At 52.8% G+C, this 17075-nt stretch carries 18 protein-coding genes; 7 read left to right on the top strand and 11 right to left on the bottom strand.

Annotation, left to right across the window (positions count from 1 at the left end):
• Nucleotides 1-13: 13 nt before the first annotated feature.
• A complete protein-coding gene (locus OGV57_RS15440; protein WP_032941217.1) occupies nt 14-1096 on the top strand; it encodes a hypothetical protein in 1083 nt (360 codons plus the stop codon).
• A gap of 65 nt (nt 1097-1161) precedes the next feature.
• Here OGV57_RS15440 and thiI read toward each other — a convergent pair whose 3' ends face one another.
• Complete coding sequence (gene thiI, locus OGV57_RS15445; RefSeq protein ID WP_003835961.1) at nt 1162-2610, bottom strand: tRNA uracil 4-sulfurtransferase ThiI; 1449 nt, start codon at nt 2608-2610, stop codon at nt 1162-1164.
• 196 nt (nt 2611-2806) lie between these two features.
• Between thiI and xseB the strand changes: the two genes are divergently transcribed.
• Genes xseB through yajO form a run of 4 tightly spaced genes read left to right on the top strand, consistent with a single transcriptional unit; the run spans nt 2807 to nt 6867 of the window.
• Nucleotides 2807-3049, top strand: coding sequence for an exodeoxyribonuclease VII small subunit (gene xseB / locus OGV57_RS15450; RefSeq protein ID WP_003021586.1), 243 nt, complete (start codon nt 2807-2809; stop codon nt 3047-3049).
• Nucleotides 3050-3949: a (2E,6E)-farnesyl diphosphate synthase gene (ispA, locus tag OGV57_RS15455; protein WP_003021584.1), complete on the top strand. Its 900-nt coding sequence runs from the start codon at nt 3050-3052 to the stop codon at nt 3947-3949.
• Nucleotides 3950-3973: 24 nt separating this feature from the next.
• The gene (gene dxs, locus OGV57_RS15460; protein ID WP_032936978.1) at nt 3974-5836 is read left to right on the top strand and encodes a 1-deoxy-D-xylulose-5-phosphate synthase; all 1863 of its coding nucleotides are present in this window, start codon (nt 3974-3976) and stop codon (nt 5834-5836) included.
• A gap of 56 nt (nt 5837-5892) precedes the next feature.
• The gene (yajO, locus tag OGV57_RS15465; RefSeq protein WP_003835964.1) at nt 5893-6867 is read left to right on the top strand and encodes a 1-deoxyxylulose-5-phosphate synthase YajO; all 975 of its coding nucleotides are present in this window, start codon (nt 5893-5895) and stop codon (nt 6865-6867) included.
• A gap of 105 nt (nt 6868-6972) precedes the next feature.
• On the opposite strand, the gene pgpA is transcribed toward yajO, so the two are convergent.
• From pgpA to nrdR, 6 genes are all read right to left on the bottom strand, one after another.
• The gene (gene pgpA, locus OGV57_RS15470; protein WP_003021578.1) at nt 6973-7491 is read right to left on the bottom strand and encodes a phosphatidylglycerophosphatase A; all 519 of its coding nucleotides are present in this window, start codon (nt 7489-7491) and stop codon (nt 6973-6975) included.
• Nucleotides 7469-8446, bottom strand: a complete 978-nt coding sequence (gene thiL / locus OGV57_RS15475; RefSeq protein ID WP_003835968.1) for a thiamine-phosphate kinase — start codon at nt 8444-8446, stop codon at nt 7469-7471. The genes pgpA and thiL overlap by 23 nt, the downstream gene beginning before the upstream one ends.
• Nucleotides 8447-8523: 77 nt before the next feature.
• A complete protein-coding gene (gene nusB / locus OGV57_RS15480) occupies nt 8524-8943 on the bottom strand; it encodes a transcription antitermination factor NusB (protein ID WP_000801129.1) in 420 nt (139 codons plus the stop codon).
• 19 nt (nt 8944-8962) lie between these two features.
• Complete coding sequence (ribH, locus tag OGV57_RS15485; RefSeq protein WP_003021575.1) at nt 8963-9433, bottom strand: 6,7-dimethyl-8-ribityllumazine synthase; 471 nt, start codon at nt 9431-9433, stop codon at nt 8963-8965.
• Between the two features lie 90 nt (nt 9434-9523).
• On the bottom strand, nt 9524-10627 hold the full coding sequence (ribD, locus tag OGV57_RS15490; RefSeq protein ID WP_054528148.1) for a bifunctional diaminohydroxyphosphoribosylaminopyrimidine deaminase/5-amino-6-(5-phosphoribosylamino)uracil reductase RibD: 1104 nt from the start codon (nt 10625-10627) through the stop codon (nt 9524-9526).
• Between the two features lie 3 nt (nt 10628-10630).
• On the bottom strand, nt 10631-11080 hold the full coding sequence (gene nrdR, locus OGV57_RS15495; RefSeq protein ID WP_003021571.1) for a transcriptional regulator NrdR: 450 nt from the start codon (nt 11078-11080) through the stop codon (nt 10631-10633).
• A gap of 153 nt (nt 11081-11233) precedes the next feature.
• Between nrdR and OGV57_RS15500 the strand changes: the two genes are divergently transcribed.
• Both OGV57_RS15500 and OGV57_RS15505 read left to right on the top strand, forming a co-directional pair.
• Nucleotides 11234-11773, top strand: a complete 540-nt coding sequence (locus OGV57_RS15500; RefSeq protein ID WP_054528674.1) for a SadB/YajI family lipoprotein — start codon at nt 11234-11236, stop codon at nt 11771-11773.
• Between the two features lie 298 nt (nt 11774-12071).
• On the top strand, nt 12072-12935 hold the full coding sequence (locus tag OGV57_RS15505; protein WP_003021561.1) for a nucleoside-specific channel-forming protein Tsx: 864 nt from the start codon (nt 12072-12074) through the stop codon (nt 12933-12935).
• Between the two features lie 45 nt (nt 12936-12980).
• Here OGV57_RS15505 and OGV57_RS15510 read toward each other — a convergent pair whose 3' ends face one another.
• From OGV57_RS15510 to secD, 4 genes are all read right to left on the bottom strand, one after another.
• Nucleotides 12981-13673 carry a helix-turn-helix transcriptional regulator gene (locus tag OGV57_RS15510; protein ID WP_003835974.1) on the bottom strand — a complete coding sequence of 231 codons (693 nt, stop codon included), beginning with the start codon at nt 13671-13673 and terminating at the stop codon, nt 12981-12983.
• Nucleotides 13674-13696: 23 nt separating this feature from the next.
• Nucleotides 13697-14062 (bottom strand): VOC family protein, encoded by a 366-nt coding sequence (locus tag OGV57_RS15515; RefSeq protein ID WP_054528147.1) that lies wholly within the window; start codon nt 14060-14062, stop codon nt 13697-13699.
• Between the two features lie 168 nt (nt 14063-14230).
• Entirely contained in the window at nt 14231-15202 is a 972-nt protein-coding gene (gene secF / locus OGV57_RS15520; protein WP_003021550.1) for a protein translocase subunit SecF, read from the bottom strand.
• Nucleotides 15203-15212: 10 nt separating this feature from the next.
• Nucleotides 15213-17060, bottom strand: a complete 1848-nt coding sequence (gene secD / locus OGV57_RS15525; protein WP_003021547.1) for a protein translocase subunit SecD — start codon at nt 17058-17060, stop codon at nt 15213-15215.
• Between the last annotated feature and the right edge of the window lie 15 nt (nt 17061-17075).

Consider the following 17075-nt stretch of genomic DNA (forward strand, 5'->3'; position numbering starts at 1 on the left):
ATAAGGAATCATAATGAAAGGATATCTGAGTGGAGTGGCTTTATTGCTCCTTTCCGGTTATGCCACAGCGACGCAACTCGACATAAAGAGTATTGAGTATCGCTATCCCGGAAGCACTGAAATGCAATATCGCGTGCCATGGTTTTCCTCGACGGATAACCCCAAGGTTGCGAAACGTATTAACGATTATATTTTCGCAACCTTTATCAATCAGCTACCGGGTAATACTCCGCAGGCCACAGTAAACCAGTTTGCGAAATCAGCCATGAATCCCACCGCAAACCTTAACTACACGGTTGAATTTCGCGACGAAAAAATCCTGACCATGAATATGTTTGTCGAAGGCTGCGGAGCGTATTGCGAATCGTACAATGTACCGCTCAGCTTCGATTTAGCCAACGGCGCGGCAATTACCCTCAACGACCTCTTTTCCCGTTCTACGATGGCCGAATTAAATACTCGCATCAGAAAAGATATCCGTGGCCAAATCGACACATTTGTTGATGCGCATAAATCGCAAACACCAGAACAAATAAAAGAAGAGAAAGGTGAAGTTTTTAACTACGCCGAATTCTACGCATCGTGCGCAACCTACACCGACGGTTTGTACTACATCGACAAATTCTCCCTGCAAAAAGACCATCTGGCCTTCCTGAACGGACGCTGTAGCAACCACGCCAGCCGCGCACTCGACGAGTTGGGTGATTTCACCACGAAAATCCCAACCGCGGAACTGCAAAATCGGCTCACGCCGTACGGCCAGTATCTGACTGGCGCAAAGAGTACAACACAGGTTTCCCCAGCGCCCGGCATTGACGGCAAAGTCATGTACGGCACGCTGGGAAAAAGCATGCGTATTGTGTTGAAGGTGGACTGCAAATACGGTGATTTTTTTGAAGGGGCTTACTTTTACCAGAAATTTGGCGCACCGATTGAATTAACCGGCAAATGCGATACAGCCGACAATCAACATTATGAACTGAAGACATCTGCTGCTGAACAAGCGCAAGAGAAGATAACGCTGGAGTTAAAAGACGGTGTCTATCAAGGCGTCTGGGAGTCGAACGGGAAGACGCTTCCTGTGCGTTTTGAATAATATCGTTGCATTGCCGGATGGCGGCGTAACCGCCTTATCCGGCCTACAACACGGTGTTTACTCAATTACGGGCGATACACCTTCACGTTCTCAAAGCCCTGCTCGCGCAGATAAAGCGCCTGCAGGCGGCTCATCACCCCGCGTTCACACCACAGCAGCCAGGTTTTGCTCTGGTCCAGATCGCCGAATTTGGTGCTCAGCTTGTAGAACGGCAGAGAAACGACGTCCACGCCGTCAACCTTCAGCGGTTTATCATCCTGTTCATCCACAGAACGGATATCCAGGATCACATCGTTCGGGCCGAAACCGCTCACGGTTTCCACTTCTACCACGGTTTGCTGCGTCTGCTGGGCGATATCGCGAATATCAATATTATTCGCTTCTTCAACCACTTTATCGAGGATAGAGAAATCGAAGTTTTCTTCTTCGGCCTCAATCTTCGATTTGATCGCTTTCACCGTCGGGCTTTTTGAAATTACACCGCAGTATTCCGGCATGGTACGAGCAAAATCCTCGGTGCCAATTTCACGCGCCAGATTGATGATGTGCTCTTTATCATGGGAGATAAGTGGGCGCAGGATCAGGGTGTCTGATACGTTATCGATCAAACGCAGGTTGGTCAGCGTCTGACTGGACACCTGGCCCAGTGCTTCACCGGTTACCAGCGCCTGTACGCCGTAGCGCTCAGCGACTTTCGACGCCGCGCGAACCATCATACGCTTGAGAACCACGCCCATCTGGCCGTCATCAACTTTCTCCAGGATCTCACCGACCACCGGTTCAAAGTTGATAGCAACAAAACGCACGCGATGCGAACTACCGAAGCGATTCCACAGGTAATGCGCCACCTGGCGAACACCGATTTCATGCGCTGCCCCGCCAAGGTTGAAGAAGCAGTAGTGCACGCGGCAGCCGCGACGCATCAGCATGTAGCTGGACACGCCGGAGTCGAAACCACCGGAGATCAGCGACAGTACGTCTTCCTGCGTACCAATTGGGAAACCGCCAATACCTTCATAGCGGCCTTTAACCAGCAACAGACGGTCGTTTTCGATTTCAAGATTAACCGTCACGTCCGGCTTCGTCAGCTTCACGCGCGCGGATTCAATATGCTGGTTCAGTCCACCGCCAACATAACGTTCCACCTCAATGGAGCTAAACTCATGCTTACCACGACGCTTAACGCGTACGCAGAAGGTTTTACCTTCCAGTTGGTCGCGATACTGCACCAGTGCTTTCTCGAAAATATCGTGCATATCGGTAAACGGCACGTCTTCTACTTCGAGAATGTGGTGGATCCCCGGAATACGGGTCAGCGCGTCGCGAATGTCCAGGCGCTGGCTTTCATCTTTAGCGCGAACCTCAACGTGATCCCAGTGACGGACAACGGCAAGGTCTTCATCATAGTGCTTTAAAACGTTACGAATGTTCCCTGTCAGAATTTTTATAAAGCGCAAACGCACAGATTGGCTTTTGATGGTGATTTCTGGGAACAATTTAATGATAAACTTCATGGCGGCAATGGTTCTTAGGCAAGTCTGAATGACTTGTAATGGAAAAAAATACAGCAGCCCATACCCGCGACTGCATCCAGGCGCGCAAGTATACCACCATCACGCGGCTACTGTGCACATTGCGCGTTATTTGCTTATCAGTGCGAGTCCGTTACCATAGTCTTGTGCTGCCAATACAGAGAGTCAGACATTCATTATGCCGAAGAAAAATGAAGCGCCCGCCAGTTTTGAAACCGCGCTGAGCGAGCTGGAACAAATTGTTACCCGTCTGGAAGGCGGCGACCTGCCGTTAGAAGAAGCGTTGAACGAATTCGAACGTGGCGTACAGTTGGCGCGTCAGGGACAGGTCAAATTGCAACAGGCTGAACAGCGCGTACAAATCCTGCTGTCAGATACTGAAGACGCGGCCCTTACGCCTTTTACACCGGATAATGAGTAAATGGATTTTACGCAGCAGTTACAGGCTTGCGTTGAGCAGGCCAACCAGGCACTGAGCCGTTTTATCGCGCCACTGCCCTTTCAGAACACTCCCGTGGTCGAAACCATGCAATATGGCGCATTATTAGGCGGTAAACGCCTGCGCCCGTTTCTGGTGTATGCGACCGGTCAGATGTTTGGTGTCAGCCTGAGTACGCTTGATGCTCCCGCTGCCGCCGTCGAATGCATTCACGCCTATTCGCTGATGCACGATGATTTACCCGCGATGGACGACGACGACCTGCGCCGCGGTCTGCCGACTTGCCACGTAAAATTTGGTGAGGCAAACGCGATCCTGGCCGGAGATGCGCTGCAAACGCTGGCATTCTCCATTATCAGCGACGCTCCAATGCCGGAAGTATCTGACCGTGACCGCATCGCGATGATCTCTGAACTGGCTCAGGCCAGCGGTATCGCCGGTATGTGCGGCGGTCAGGCGCTGGATCTGGAAGCTGAAGGTCATCAGGTTGAGCTGGATGCGCTGGAGCGTATTCACCGCCATAAAACCGGGGCATTGATTCGCGCCGCCGTACGTCTGGGAGCATTAAGCGCAGGCGATAAAGGGCGAGAATGCCTGGCAATACTCGACAAATACGCAGAAAGCATCGGTCTGGCCTTCCAGGTTCAGGATGACATCCTGGATGTGGTAGGCGATACTGCAACATTGGGTAAACGTCAGGGTGCTGACCAGCAGCTTGGCAAAAGTACCTATCCTGCACTTCTGGGTCTTGAGCAAGCCCAGAATAAAGCCCGGGATTTAATCGAGGATGCCCGCCAGTCGCTAAGTTTGCTGGCCGCACAGTCACTCGATACCTCGGCACTGGAAGCGCTAGCGGACTACATAATCCAGCGTGATAAATAAACCAACATATCCCATGAGCTTGCGATGAGTTTTGATATAGCCAAATACCCGACCCTGGCGCTGGTCGACTCCACCCAGGAGTTACGTCTGCTGCCAAAAGAGAGCCTGCCAAAGCTTTGCGACGAACTGCGCCGCTATTTGCTCGACAGCGTAAGCCGTTCCAGCGGGCACTTCGCCTCTGGTCTGGGCACGGTGGAACTCACCGTCGCGCTGCACTATGTCTACAATACCCCGTTTGACCAGTTAATCTGGGATGTAGGACATCAGGCTTACCCGCACAAAATACTGACCGGCCGCCGTGATAAAATCGGCACCATTCGTCAGAAAGGCGGTTTGCATCCGTTCCCGTGGCGCGGTGAGAGCGAGTATGACGTACTGAGCGTTGGGCACTCTTCAACCTCCATCAGCGCAGGTATCGGTATTGCGGTTGCCGCTGAGAAAGAAGGCAAAGAACGTCGTACCGTATGTGTGATTGGCGACGGCGCTATCACCGCCGGGATGGCGTTTGAAGCGATGAACCACGCAGGCGATATTAAGCCCGACATGCTGGTTATACTCAACGACAATGAAATGTCGATTTCAGAGAACGTTGGCGCGCTGAACAATCATCTGGCGCAACTACTCTCTGGCAAACTCTACTCCTCGCTACGCGAAGGAGGGAAAAAAGTCTTCTCCGGCGTACCGCCGATTAAAGAGCTGCTCAAACGTACCGAAGAACACATCAAAGGCATGGTTGTGCCGGGTACGCTGTTTGAAGAACTGGGATTTAACTATATCGGTCCGGTGGACGGTCACGACGTGCTGGGGCTTATTACCACACTGAAGAACATGCGCGATCTGAAAGGCCCGCAGTTCCTGCACATCATGACCAAAAAAGGTCGTGGTTACGAGCCGGCAGAAAAAGATCCAATCACCTTCCACGCGGTACCAAAATTCGATCCATCCAGCGGATGCCTGCCGAAAAGCAGCGGCGGCCTGCCGAGCTATTCAAAAATCTTCGGTGACTGGCTGTGCGAAACCGCGGCGAAAGACAATAAGCTGATGGCAATCACCCCGGCGATGCGCGAAGGCTCCGGTATGGTGGAATTTTCACGTAAGTTTCCGGACCGCTACTTCGATGTGGCGATCGCCGAACAGCACGCGGTGACGTTTGCTGCCGGTCTGGCGATTGGCGGCTATAAGCCGGTCGTGGCTATTTACTCGACCTTCCTGCAGCGCGCCTACGATCAGGTGCTGCATGATGTCGCCATCCAGAAACTGCCAGTTCTGTTCGCCGTTGACCGGGCAGGAATTGTTGGCGCAGATGGCCAAACCCATCAAGGGGCGTTCGATCTTTCCTTCCTGCGCTGCATCCCGGAAATGGTCATTATGACCCCGAGTGATGAAAACGAATGCCGCCAGATGCTGTTCACCGGCTATCACTACAACGACGGTCCAACGGTCGTGCGCTACCCGCGCGGTAACGCGGTGGGCGTAGAGTTGACGCCGCTGGAACAACTGCCTATCGGGAAAGGTATAGTGAAACGTCACGGGGAGAAAGTGGCAATTCTCAACTTCGGTACCCTGATGCCGGAAGCCGCTCAGGTCGCAGAGTCGATGAACGCCACACTGGTCGATATGCGTTTTGTGAAACCCCTGGATGAAACGTTGATCCTTGAAATGGCTGCCCAACACGAGGTGCTGGTTACCATTGAAGAGAACGCCATTATGGGTGGTGCTGGTAGCGGTGTAAACGAAGTGCTGATGGCCCATCGTAAGCCCGTCCCGGTGCTGAACATTGGCCTGCCAGACTTCTTCATCCCGCAGGGAACTCAGGATGAAGCTCGCGCCGATCTGGGTCTGAATGCCGTCGGAATTGAGGCCAAAATCAAGGCCTGGCTGGCATAAACCCCTCCCCGCTCCTGCTATGCTTAATTCATCACGAGCTAAGCAGGAGTGGATTGATGAAATACAACATCTTAGGAAAAACCGACCTACGGGTCTCCCGCCTTTGCCTGGGCTGCATGACGTTTGGCGAGCCTAATCGCGGCAATCACGCCTGGACGCTACCTGAAGAAAGCAGCCGCCCGATAATCAAACACGCCCTTGAGGGCGGCATTAACTTTTTCGATACCGCCAACAGCTACTCCGCTGGCAGTAGCGAAGAGATTGTCGGTCGCGCGCTGCGTGATTTCGCCCGCCGCGAAGATGTCGTGGTCGCTACCAAGGTTTTTCACCAGGTTGATGATTTAGCAGAAGGATTATCTCGCGCACAAATCCTGCGCTCAATCGACGATAGCCTCCGACGTCTGGGTATGGACTATGTCGACATCCTGCAAATTCACCGCTGGGATTACAACACACCTATTGAAGAAACCCTTGAGGCTCTAAACGACGTCGTGAAAGCCGGTAAAGCGCGCTATATCGGCGCCTCCTCCATGCACGCTTCGCAATTTGCTCAGGCGCTGGCCTTACAGAAGCAACACGGCTGGGCGCAGTTCGTTAGCATGCAGGATCACTACAATCTGATCTACCGCGAAGAAGAACGCGAAATGCTGCCACTGTGCTACGAGGAAGGCGTGGCAGTGATCCCCTGGAGTCCACTGGCACGTGGACGCCTGACGCGCCCATGGGGAGAAACGACAGCACGTCTGGTTTCCGATGAAGTCGGTAAAAATTTGTACAACGAGAGCGATGAAAACGACGCGCAAATTGCCGCACGGCTGACCGGCGTCAGTGAGGAACTGGGCGTAACGCGCGCGCAGGTTGCGCTGGCCTGGCTGCTGAGCAAACCGGGTGTGGCAGCGCCGATTATCGGCACATCGCGCGAGGAACAGCTGGATGAGTTGCTCAATGCGGTGGATTTAACGCTGAAGCCGGAGCAGATTGCCGAGCTGGAAACGCCGTACAAACAGCATCCGGTGGTGGGATTTAAATAAGTATTAGCGATGACTAATTGTAGGCCCGATAAGCATAGCGCATCCGGCACTGATTGCCCGATGGCGCGACGCTTATCGGGCCTACAACAGCCCCCCCCAAAAGGGTTAAATGATACCTACCGGCCAGTGATGACCGATAAAATACAAAATTCCGGCAGAGAGTATTCCGGCCACAATATCGTCGATCATGATCCCCGTCCCGCCATGCACGTTGCGATCGAACCAACGAATCGGCCACGGCTTCCACATATCCAGAATACGGAAAATCACAAATCCGGCGGCAACCCACTGCCAGTCATTGGTCGGCAGCGCCATCAGGGTAATCCACATCCCGACAAACTCGTCCCAGACAATACTACCGTGATCGTGCACACCCATATCTTTCGCCGTTTGATGGCACAGATAAACGCCGATACAGATAGATAACATCACCACCAGTGAATACAGCTGCCACGGTAGAAAGGTCATTAAATACCAAAAAGGGATCGCCGCCAGCGATCCCATCGTGCCAGGAACAATTGGGCTCAACCCGCTGCCAAAACCGGTGGCTAGCAGGTGCCACGGATTGCGCATACTCAGGCGGCTTTTGGCGACATCTTTTTTAAGGCGCGGCAAAATGGTCATATCCTTTCCAGTCAAACGTGACGGATTTTCCATCGCGCGTAAAGTGAATGCCTTCCACGTCTGCGCTCATCTGCCCAATGCAGGTAAACGCTGCGCCGAGATTTCCCAGCGCTACGTCCAGCGCACCACGGTTAATTTCCGGTACGGTAAAGCATAACTCATAATCTTCACCGCCCGAGAGCGCCCAGCGTAGGGCCTGTTCCGGCTCAACGTGCCGGGCGAATGCCGTGGAGTAAGGCAGCGCATCGACGTTAACCCGCGCGCCACAGCCGCTGGCATTAACGATATGCCCCAGATCGGAAATCAGGCCATCGGAAATATCGATAGCCGCACTGGCCAGATCGCGCAGGGCTTGTCCCTGCAAAATACGCGGCGTGGGACGCAGATGGCGTTTAAGCAGATAGTCTGCGTCTTTTGCATCTCCAACCTGCAACCGATTCTGTAAAATCGCCAGCCCCGCCGCGCTGTCTCCCGGCGTACCGGTAACATAAATCCAGTCCCCCGGCTTCGCACCAGAGCGTTTTAAGGCCCGTCCTACAGGAACGTAGCCATGGATACCCAACGTCATCGACAGTGGCCCACGCGTGGTGTCACCGCCAATCAGCTGCATATCATAGTAATTAAGCAGTTCAAACAGGCCATCGCTGAAGGCTTCAAGCCAGGCTTCATCAACGTCAGGTAACGTGAGTGCCAGCGTCAACCACGCAGGATCGGCCCCCATCGCCGCCAGATCGCTCAAATTCACCGCCAGTGCTTTCCAGGCGAGATCGGTGGGATCAATGTCGGGGAGGAAGTGATTGCCTGCCACCAGCGTATCGGTACTGATCGCCAGCGTCTGTTTTTCAGGGATATTCAGGAGTGCGCAGTCGTCACCAATACCGGTTTCGACATCAAGACGAGACGTTCTTACGCGGTCAAAATAACGGGCAATCAGGGAAAACTCGCCGCATGCCATACGTTATGCCTCAGCAGAAAAAAAAGAAAAAGCCGGGGACAGCGGAAACAGGTTCCACCATCCAGCCGGCCTCGGGATTACTTTTTGTTGGGGCGAATCACAGGTGCTGCTTTATCCAGTACGCCGTTCACGAATTTATGGCTATCTTCAGCGCCGAAGGTTTTCGCCAGTTCAATCGCTTCGTTGATGGCCACTTTGTACGGCACATCACTACGTTTAGACAGTTCAAACAGCGCAATACGCAGTACGGCTTTTTCTACCTGACCCAGCTCTTCTAACAGACGAGACAGGTAAGGCTTCATTAATCCATCCAGGTACGCGCTGTTAGTCGCCACCCCGGACAGCAGTTCACGGAAATACAGAACGTCGACATCTTTAACGTCCTGTTCCGCCAGGAACTGGTATTCAACATCAGCGATGTCGTTCTGGGACAACTGCCAGGAGTAGAGCGCCTGGACGGCACACTCACGGGCGCGGCGACGAGCAGCAGGTTTCACGGATTTCCCCTTACAAAAATCAGGCCTTAATGGCTTTCAATACATTAATCATTTCAAGCGCAGTCAGTGCAGCTTCTGCGCCTTTGTTGCCGGCTTTAGTGCCAGCACGTTCGATGGCTTGTTCAATACTTTCGGTGGTCAGAACACCGAAGGCTACCGGAATGCCACTGTCCTGAGCGACATGCGCCAGGCCATTGCTTGCACCGCCAGCCACATATTCGAAGTGCGCGGTACCGCCACGGATCACCGTACCAAGCGCAATTACAGCGTCGTATTTACCGGTTTTTGCCAGTGCGTCAGCGGCCAGCGGCAGCTCATATGCACCTGGAACCCAAACAACGGTAATGTTTTCATCTTTAACCTGGCCAATACGTTTCAGGGCGTCGATAGCCCCTTCCAGCAGGCTGTCATTGATAAAGTTGTTGAAACGCGCAATGGTGATGGCGACGCGAGCGTCCGGGGTAGCAACGTTAGCTTCAATAATGTTCATATTCTTCCTTCGGGTTCGATTTATGGCCCCGTAAGGGGGGCGGATTTTATCATAATATTCTGTGCGCTGCTTCCTCTAAATCAGAAAGCCTCACGCAGTCGTTAAATGCAGGCAAACGTCCGGGCCCACCTGGCGTATCTCATTGAATTTAAAATGGGGTGCGTCAGCCAGTTTCTCAAGGCCTGGAAGCACACATAATCCTCGCGCATCGCTGCCTAACAGTTTAGGCGCAACATACACGATTAGCTCATCGACCAAACCGGCCTGTAATAATGCCCCCGCGAGCGTTGGGCCTGCTTCAACCCAAATACTGTTAATTTGCTGTTTGCCCAGTTGCATCATCAGCACCACCAGATCCAGATGCCCGTTATGTTCCGGCACCTTCAGGCTACGAACCGTCTCCGGCCAGCTACGAGGGTCGTCTTCAGTCCGGACAATCCAGGTTTCTCCAGGCTGTTGCACAATACGATGCTCCGGCGTGACCTGATTCTGGCTATCCAGAACAATGCGGATTGGCTGGCGCAGCTCTTCCTGCGGGTAACTCGCCTGAGTTGACTCCCCAAGCTCCGACCAACGCACGGTAAGCTGAGGGTCGTCTGCCAGCACCGTAGCACTGCTGGTTAAAATGGCATGGCTTTGCGCGCGCAAGCGTTGCACATCGCGGCGCGCCTGTGGTGAGGTAATCCACTGGCTTTCACCGCTGGCCATCGCCGTACGGCCATCAAGCGACGAGCCAAGCTTAAGCTGCAGATACGGGAATCCCGTACGCATGCGCTTGAGAAAGCCTTTATTCAGTTGCTCAACTTCGCTCATCATCAGCCCGTGGCTGACGTCGATGCCCGCCTGCTGCAAACGGTAGAGCCCACGTCCTGCGACCTGCGGATTGGGATCCTGCATCGCCGCAACCACTCGCGATACCCCCGCCGCAATCAGCGCATCGCAACACGGCGGCGTGCGACCATGATGACTACAGGGTTCAAGCGTCACATAGGCCGTTGCCCCTTGCGCTTTTTCTCCAGCCATCCGCAGAGCATGAACTTCGGCATGCGGTTCGCCCGCACGGTGATGATATCCTTCACCGACGATCTCCCCATCCTTCACAATCACGCAGCCTACGTTGGGGTTGGGGTGAGTGGTAAAACGTCCGCGCGCAGCAAGCTTCAGCGCACGCGCCATGTACAATTCATCCTGCATGGCTTAGTCCTGTAGGCGAGCAATCTCTTCGCCAAATTCTTTGATATCTTCGAAACTCCGGTAGACAGAGGCAAAGCGGATGTAGGCGACTTTATCGAGCTTTTTCAACTGCTCCATCACCAGGTTGCCAATCATCTTGCTCGGCACCTCACGCTCACCAGTCGCACGCAGCTGTGATTTGATATGGTTTAACGCCATTTCGACGTCATCCGCGCTCACAGGCCGTTTCTCAAGCGCTCTGAGCATGCCGCTACGCAGCTTTTCTTCATTAAAGGGTTCACGCACGTCGTTGCTTTTCACAACGCGCGGCATGACAAGTTCAGCCACTTCAAAAGTGGTGAAACGTTCGTTACAGACCAGACACTGCCGACGGCGGCGTACCGAGGAGCCCTCGCCTACAAGACGAGAGTCAATTACCTTAGTGTCTACGGCGAAACAGAATGGGCAATGCATACGGCGTCCTGTACCTCAGTGGTTAACAGAATCTATTTTACCCTGAACTGCCGTGACAACAAAGGCACTGCGCTTTTGAGACAAAGGATCGATGCCTTCGTGCTCAGTCCACACTACCATTATGCTATCGCGACAATGAAGGAAGTAATCACAATGACAAGACGTTACCTAAGAATTCTCCTGGTGGGAAGTCTCTTTAGTCTTAGTGCCTGCGCACAGCAAAGCGAAGTACGCCAGATGCATCAAAGCGTTAGCACATTGAATAAAGAGATGGCGCAGCTTAATCAGGAAACAGTAAAAATTACGCAACAAAATATGTTGAATGCAAAATCAACCAGCGGCGTCTATCTGCTACCGGGTTCCAAAACCCCGGCACGACTGGACAGCCAGATTGGCACTTTACGCATGTCGCTGGTAAACATTGCACCGAACGCGGATGGTATGCGCCTGACGCTACGGATTCAGGGTGAATCCAACACGCCTTTACCCGCCTTTAGCGCCACCGTCGAGTACGGGCAAATTCAGGGCACCACGGACAACTATCAGGAAGTGAACGTTCACAACCAGTTGGTCAACGCTCCGGCGAGTATTCTTGCTCCCAGCGACGTAGACATTCCGTTGCAGATAAATGGCCTCACTCCAGATCAGTTAGGATTTGTTCGCATCCACGACATCCAGCCTGTTAGCCAATAAACTTTTTTGCGGAACGTTTTGTGCGTTCCGCAACATCACTCCGCTCCATTTTGTTACTCCCCTGACATAACCGATATTTCTGGTAAAACTTGGCAACATTCATGAGAGCCAGTACAATTCGCCGCCTAAAGTACGCAAACGTGAACGCAATCGATTACGTAAATGATAGAACTGTGAAACAAGACATATTTTTGTGAACAATGATTTTTATAATAGGCTCCGAAGAATTACGAAATATTTAGAAACGCAAATTGCGCATTTTTCACTCCCGAAAGGGATTTCAAACAGTGGCATACATATGAAAAAAACATTACTTGCAGCCGGTGCAGTGCTGGCGCTCTCCTCGTCTTTTACTGCCAACGCAGCAGAAAATGACAAACCGCAATATCTGTCCGACTGGTGGCACCAGAGCGTTAACGTGGTGGGTAGCTATCACACCCGTTTCTCTCCGAAACTGAACAACGACGTGTATCTGGAATACGAAGCATTTGCCAAAAAAGACTGGTTTGATTTCTATGGCTACATCGATATTCCGAAAACCTTCGACTGGGGTAACGGCAACGATAAAGGTATCTGGTCTGACGGTTCCCCGTTGTTTATGGAAATCGAACCGCGTTTCTCCATCGACAAACTGACCGGCGCTGACCTGAGCTTTGGTCCGTTCAAAGAATGGTATTTCGCCAACAACTACATCTACGACATGGGTGATAACAAAGCCAGCCGCCAGAGCACCTGGTATATGGGTCTGGGTACCGATATCGATACCGGTCTGCCGATGGGTCTGTCCCTGAACGTCTATGCTAAATACCAGTGGCAGAACTATGGCGCATCCAACGAAAACGAGTGGGATGGCTACCGTTTCAAAGTGAAATACTTTGTGCCGATCACCCAGGTTTGGGGCGGCCAACTGACCTACATCGGCTTCACCAACTTCGACTGGGGCTCAGATTTGGGTGATGACCCGAACCGCACCAGCAACTCTATCGCTTCCAGCCACGTCCTGGCGCTGAACTACGATCACTGGCACTACTCTGTCGTAGCGCGTTACTTCCATAACGGCGGTCAGTGGAAAGGTGGGGATACTCTGAACTGGGGCGAAGGCGATTTCAGCGCGAAATCTACCGGTTGGGGTGGTTACCTGGTCGTAGGTTACAACTTCTAATCCAGACAATTTATCGCAAACAAGCCAGCTTAACCGCTGGCTTTTTTATGGCTGGTCTTCACAGCGTACTTTACGTAAAAAGTCACTTAGCGAACGCTCCGCAGATTCGCGAAAGTGCCTGTCGAGTGGCGTGATCTTCAGACATCGATCAACGCGAAAGCAACGATAATCATCACGCTTCTCGCACCAGCCAACCAGCAGCCAGTGCTCGCCCCAGAAAAATAATCCCAGCGGCTGAACGTCGCGCCACGAGAGGTTCCCGGACTCATCGCGATAATGCAGCGCCAGCACCTGCTGAGCAGAAACCGCGCGATGTATGAGATCGAACGCACTGCGTGAATGCGGCTGATTACCAAAATCTGGCGCGAAAATCCGCGTTTGCTCGGCTCTGCGCCGACTCTCTGGCGGCAATATCGCCAACACTTTTTCCTGTGCTGATTCCAGCGCCTGTGAGAGTGAATCCCCGCCCCATGTTTTCAGCAACCGAATCGCTACCATCAACGCTTCTGATTCGTGCTGAGTTAACATCAACGGCGGCAGATCAAACCCCGCCATTAAGCGGTATCCACTGCCCACTTCGCCTTCAATGGGCACGCCGGATAAAGAGAGATCGCGGATATCGCGATAAATCGTCCGTTCAGAAACTTCAAGACGTTCTGCCAGCAGCGCCGCCGTTGTCACTCGCCTGCCACGCAGGATTTGTACAATCTGAAACAAGCGGTCGGCGCGTCTGCTCATTTTAATCCTCAGTGCTGAAAATATTACGCGGGTTGATGTAAACCAACACGATTGCCTTCGCTGTCAGTAAATAGCGCAATCGTACCAATGTCCTGCCCCAGTTCGAGTGGGCCAAACACACACTGACCGCCAGCAGTGGCGACGCGTTCAAGCGTTGCAGTCAAATCGTCCGTATGCAGATAAATAATAGCGCCCTGCGCTGAAGGAGTAATACCTTCAAATTTAGCCAGCGCCCCGCCGGGAGCGGGATCCTGATGCGGAAATACGGCCAGCTCAGCGCAGTCCATATTTTCCCGACGCAAAGAAACCTGCATCACTGGTTCATAAAAAGCGATGGCGCGATCCATTTGTGCTACAGGGATTTCAAACCAATTAATTACGTTGCTCATACTTCCTCCTGCCTGTGTGGGTAATCTCAGAAGGACTATAAGACAGGACTACTGACAGCATACTGTCAGTAGTATGGCGACAGGAAAAGATAATTGCCTGTCGCTAATTCACAGGCAAAAAAAATCCCGACCTTACGATCGGGATTCCAGTATCTTCACTCTTAATGGTTAAGGAAGAATCGACGGTTGATCCGCCCCTTCTTTCTCGACCTTCTGCTGCAGCATGTGCTCACGCTTCATACCCAGCTTCAGCGCCAGCGCCGATGCCACGTAGATAGAGGATGCGGTACCGATGGAAACACCGATCAGCATCGTCAGCGAGAAGCCTTCCAGTACCGGACCACCGAACAGGAACAGCATCAGAATAACCATCAACGTTGTACCGGACGTAATCAACGTACGGTGCAGCGTTTGAGTCAGTGACACGTTAAAGATTTCGTAAGGCGTACCGCGACGAATTTTGCGGAAGTTTTCACGAATACGGTCAGATACAACGATACTATCGTTCAGCGAGTAACCGATTACCGACATCAGTGATGCGACGATAGTCAGGTCAATCTCGATATGGAACAACGACAGGATCCCAAGTGTGATAATCACGTCGTGCGCCAGAGCGATAACCACCCCCGCCGCCAGTCGCCACTCAAAGCGGAAACCGACGTACACCAGGATGGAGATCAGCGCCGCCATCAGCGCCATCGCACCGGTTTGCGCCAGATCAGCCCCCACGCTCGGACCCACGAATTCAATTCGCTTCACCGCGGCGTTTTGGTTGGTGGATTCGTTAATCACACTCAACACTTTGCTGCCCAGCACCTGACCGCCGTCTGCACCTTCAGTTGGCGGCATACGTACCATAATGTCGTGGCTGCTGCCGAAGTTCTGCAGAAGCGGATCAACGAAGCCCGCTTTCTCCAGTGCATCGCGCATCACGTCCATATCGGCCGGTTTTTCCAGCGTGATTTCAATAACCGTACCACCGGTGAAATCGAGACCCCAGTTAAACCCGCGTACGCCCATCACCACGATGGCCGCAATCAGCAGGAAACCTGAAATGCCGAAAGCCCAGTAGTCCCAGCGCATAAAGTCCCAGACTTTACGACCGTGGTTTAATTGTTCAACAGTATATTCCTGTGCCACTTCGCACTCCTCAGATTGACAGCTTTTTGACGCGCTTGCCGCCATACAACAGGTTTACGATGGCACGTGTACCGACAATCGCGGTAAACATCGACGTCGCCACACCAATACCGGTAGTAATCGCGAACCCTTTAATTGCCCCGGTGCCAACTGCGTACAGGATGATGACCTTGATCAGCGTCGTAATGTTCGCATCAAAGATGGAGCTAAATGCGCCCGCATAACCTTCGTTGATGGCCTGCTGCACCGAACGCCCGTTACTCAACTCTTCTTTGATACGTTCGTTGATCAGTACGTTCGCATCGACCGCGACGGCAAGGGTTAAGACAATCCCCGCAATCCCCGGCATACTTAGCGTAGCGCCCGGCAGCAACGACATAATACCGACAATCAATACCAGGTTAGCAATCAGCGCACTGGTCGCAATCAGACCGAACTTCTTATAGAAGAAGATCATGAACAGGATAGACACCACCAGACCGGCCAGACACGCTTCCAGACCCTGTTTAATGTTCTGCATACCCAGGGTTGGGCCGATGGTACGTTCTTCCACAATCTGAATCGGCGCAATCAACGCACCGGCACGTAACAGCAGAGAAAGCTGACGCGCTTCGTTCGGGTTGTTGATACCGGTGATACGGAAGCTGTTACCCAGGCGAGACTGGATATTGGCAATGTTAATCACCTCTTCCTGTTTCACCAGTACTGCACGACCGTTAGCATCTTTCTTACCGCTGTCTTTGTACTCCACGAACAGGGTCGCCATCGGCTTACCGATGTTGTCCTTGGTGAAGTTGGACATGATGTTACCACCCGCGCTATCCAGCGAGATGTTAACCTGCGGCTGATTGTATTCGTCCTGGCTGGAAGTGGAGTCGGTGATATGGTCACCGGTCAGGATCACGCGCTTGTACAGCACAACAGGCTGACCTTCACGAGACTGTTTCACTTCCGAATCACCCGGAACACGACCCGATGCTGCAGCGGACTGGTCAACGTTGGTGTTTACCAGACGGAACTCCAGCGTCGCGGTTGCGCCCAGAATTTCTTTCGCACGCGCGGTATCCTGAATACCCGGCAGTTCGACCACGATGCGGTCAGCACCTTGACGTTGTACCACCGGCTCAGCAACACCCAGTTGGTTAACTCGATTACGCAGAATGTTGATGTTCTGCTGTACCGCGTACTCACGGGCTTCACTCAGGCGCGCATCGGTCATTACAGCGCGCAGTGCATTGCTGCCCTGGCTGGAAATAACCAGATCCTGGTGACGTTTGCTCAAGTAAGAGATAGCTTCATCACGGGCGCTGCTATCACGGAAAGTGATGCTCAGACCGTAGTTATCTTCTTTGCGAACGGTAGTATAAGGAATGCCTTTTTCACGCAGATCGCTGCGCAGGCTATCGATATTTTGTTCCTGCAACTTACTCAGCGCGGTATCCATATCCACTTCCATCAGGAAGTGAACGCCGCCACGCAGGTCAAGACCGAGTTTCATCGGTTCTGCATGAATGGCAGCCAGCCAGCGCGGGGTTGCCGGAGCAAGGTTAAGCGCCACGACGTACTGATCGCCCAGTACGCCCATTAATACTTCACGCGCACGCAGTTGGGTATCAGTGGAGTCGAAGCGCGCGAGAATAGCACCCTCTTCCAGAGCCACAGACTTAGGTGTGATTTTATCTTCTTGTAACGTTTTCTGGACCTGGATCAGCGTTTGCTCACTGGCGGCGGCACCGCGCACGCCAGTGATTTGAACAGCCGGATCCTCACCATACAGGTTGGGAAGCGCATAGAGCAGACCGACGACAATAACGACGATCAGCATGACATACTTCCACAAAGGATAACGGTTTAACACGGCAGTTCCCTTTGG

It is taken from the genome of Citrobacter sp. Cf087, assembly GCF_030334285.1.
Taxonomy (GTDB): domain Bacteria; phylum Pseudomonadota; class Gammaproteobacteria; order Enterobacterales; family Enterobacteriaceae; genus Citrobacter; species Citrobacter freundii.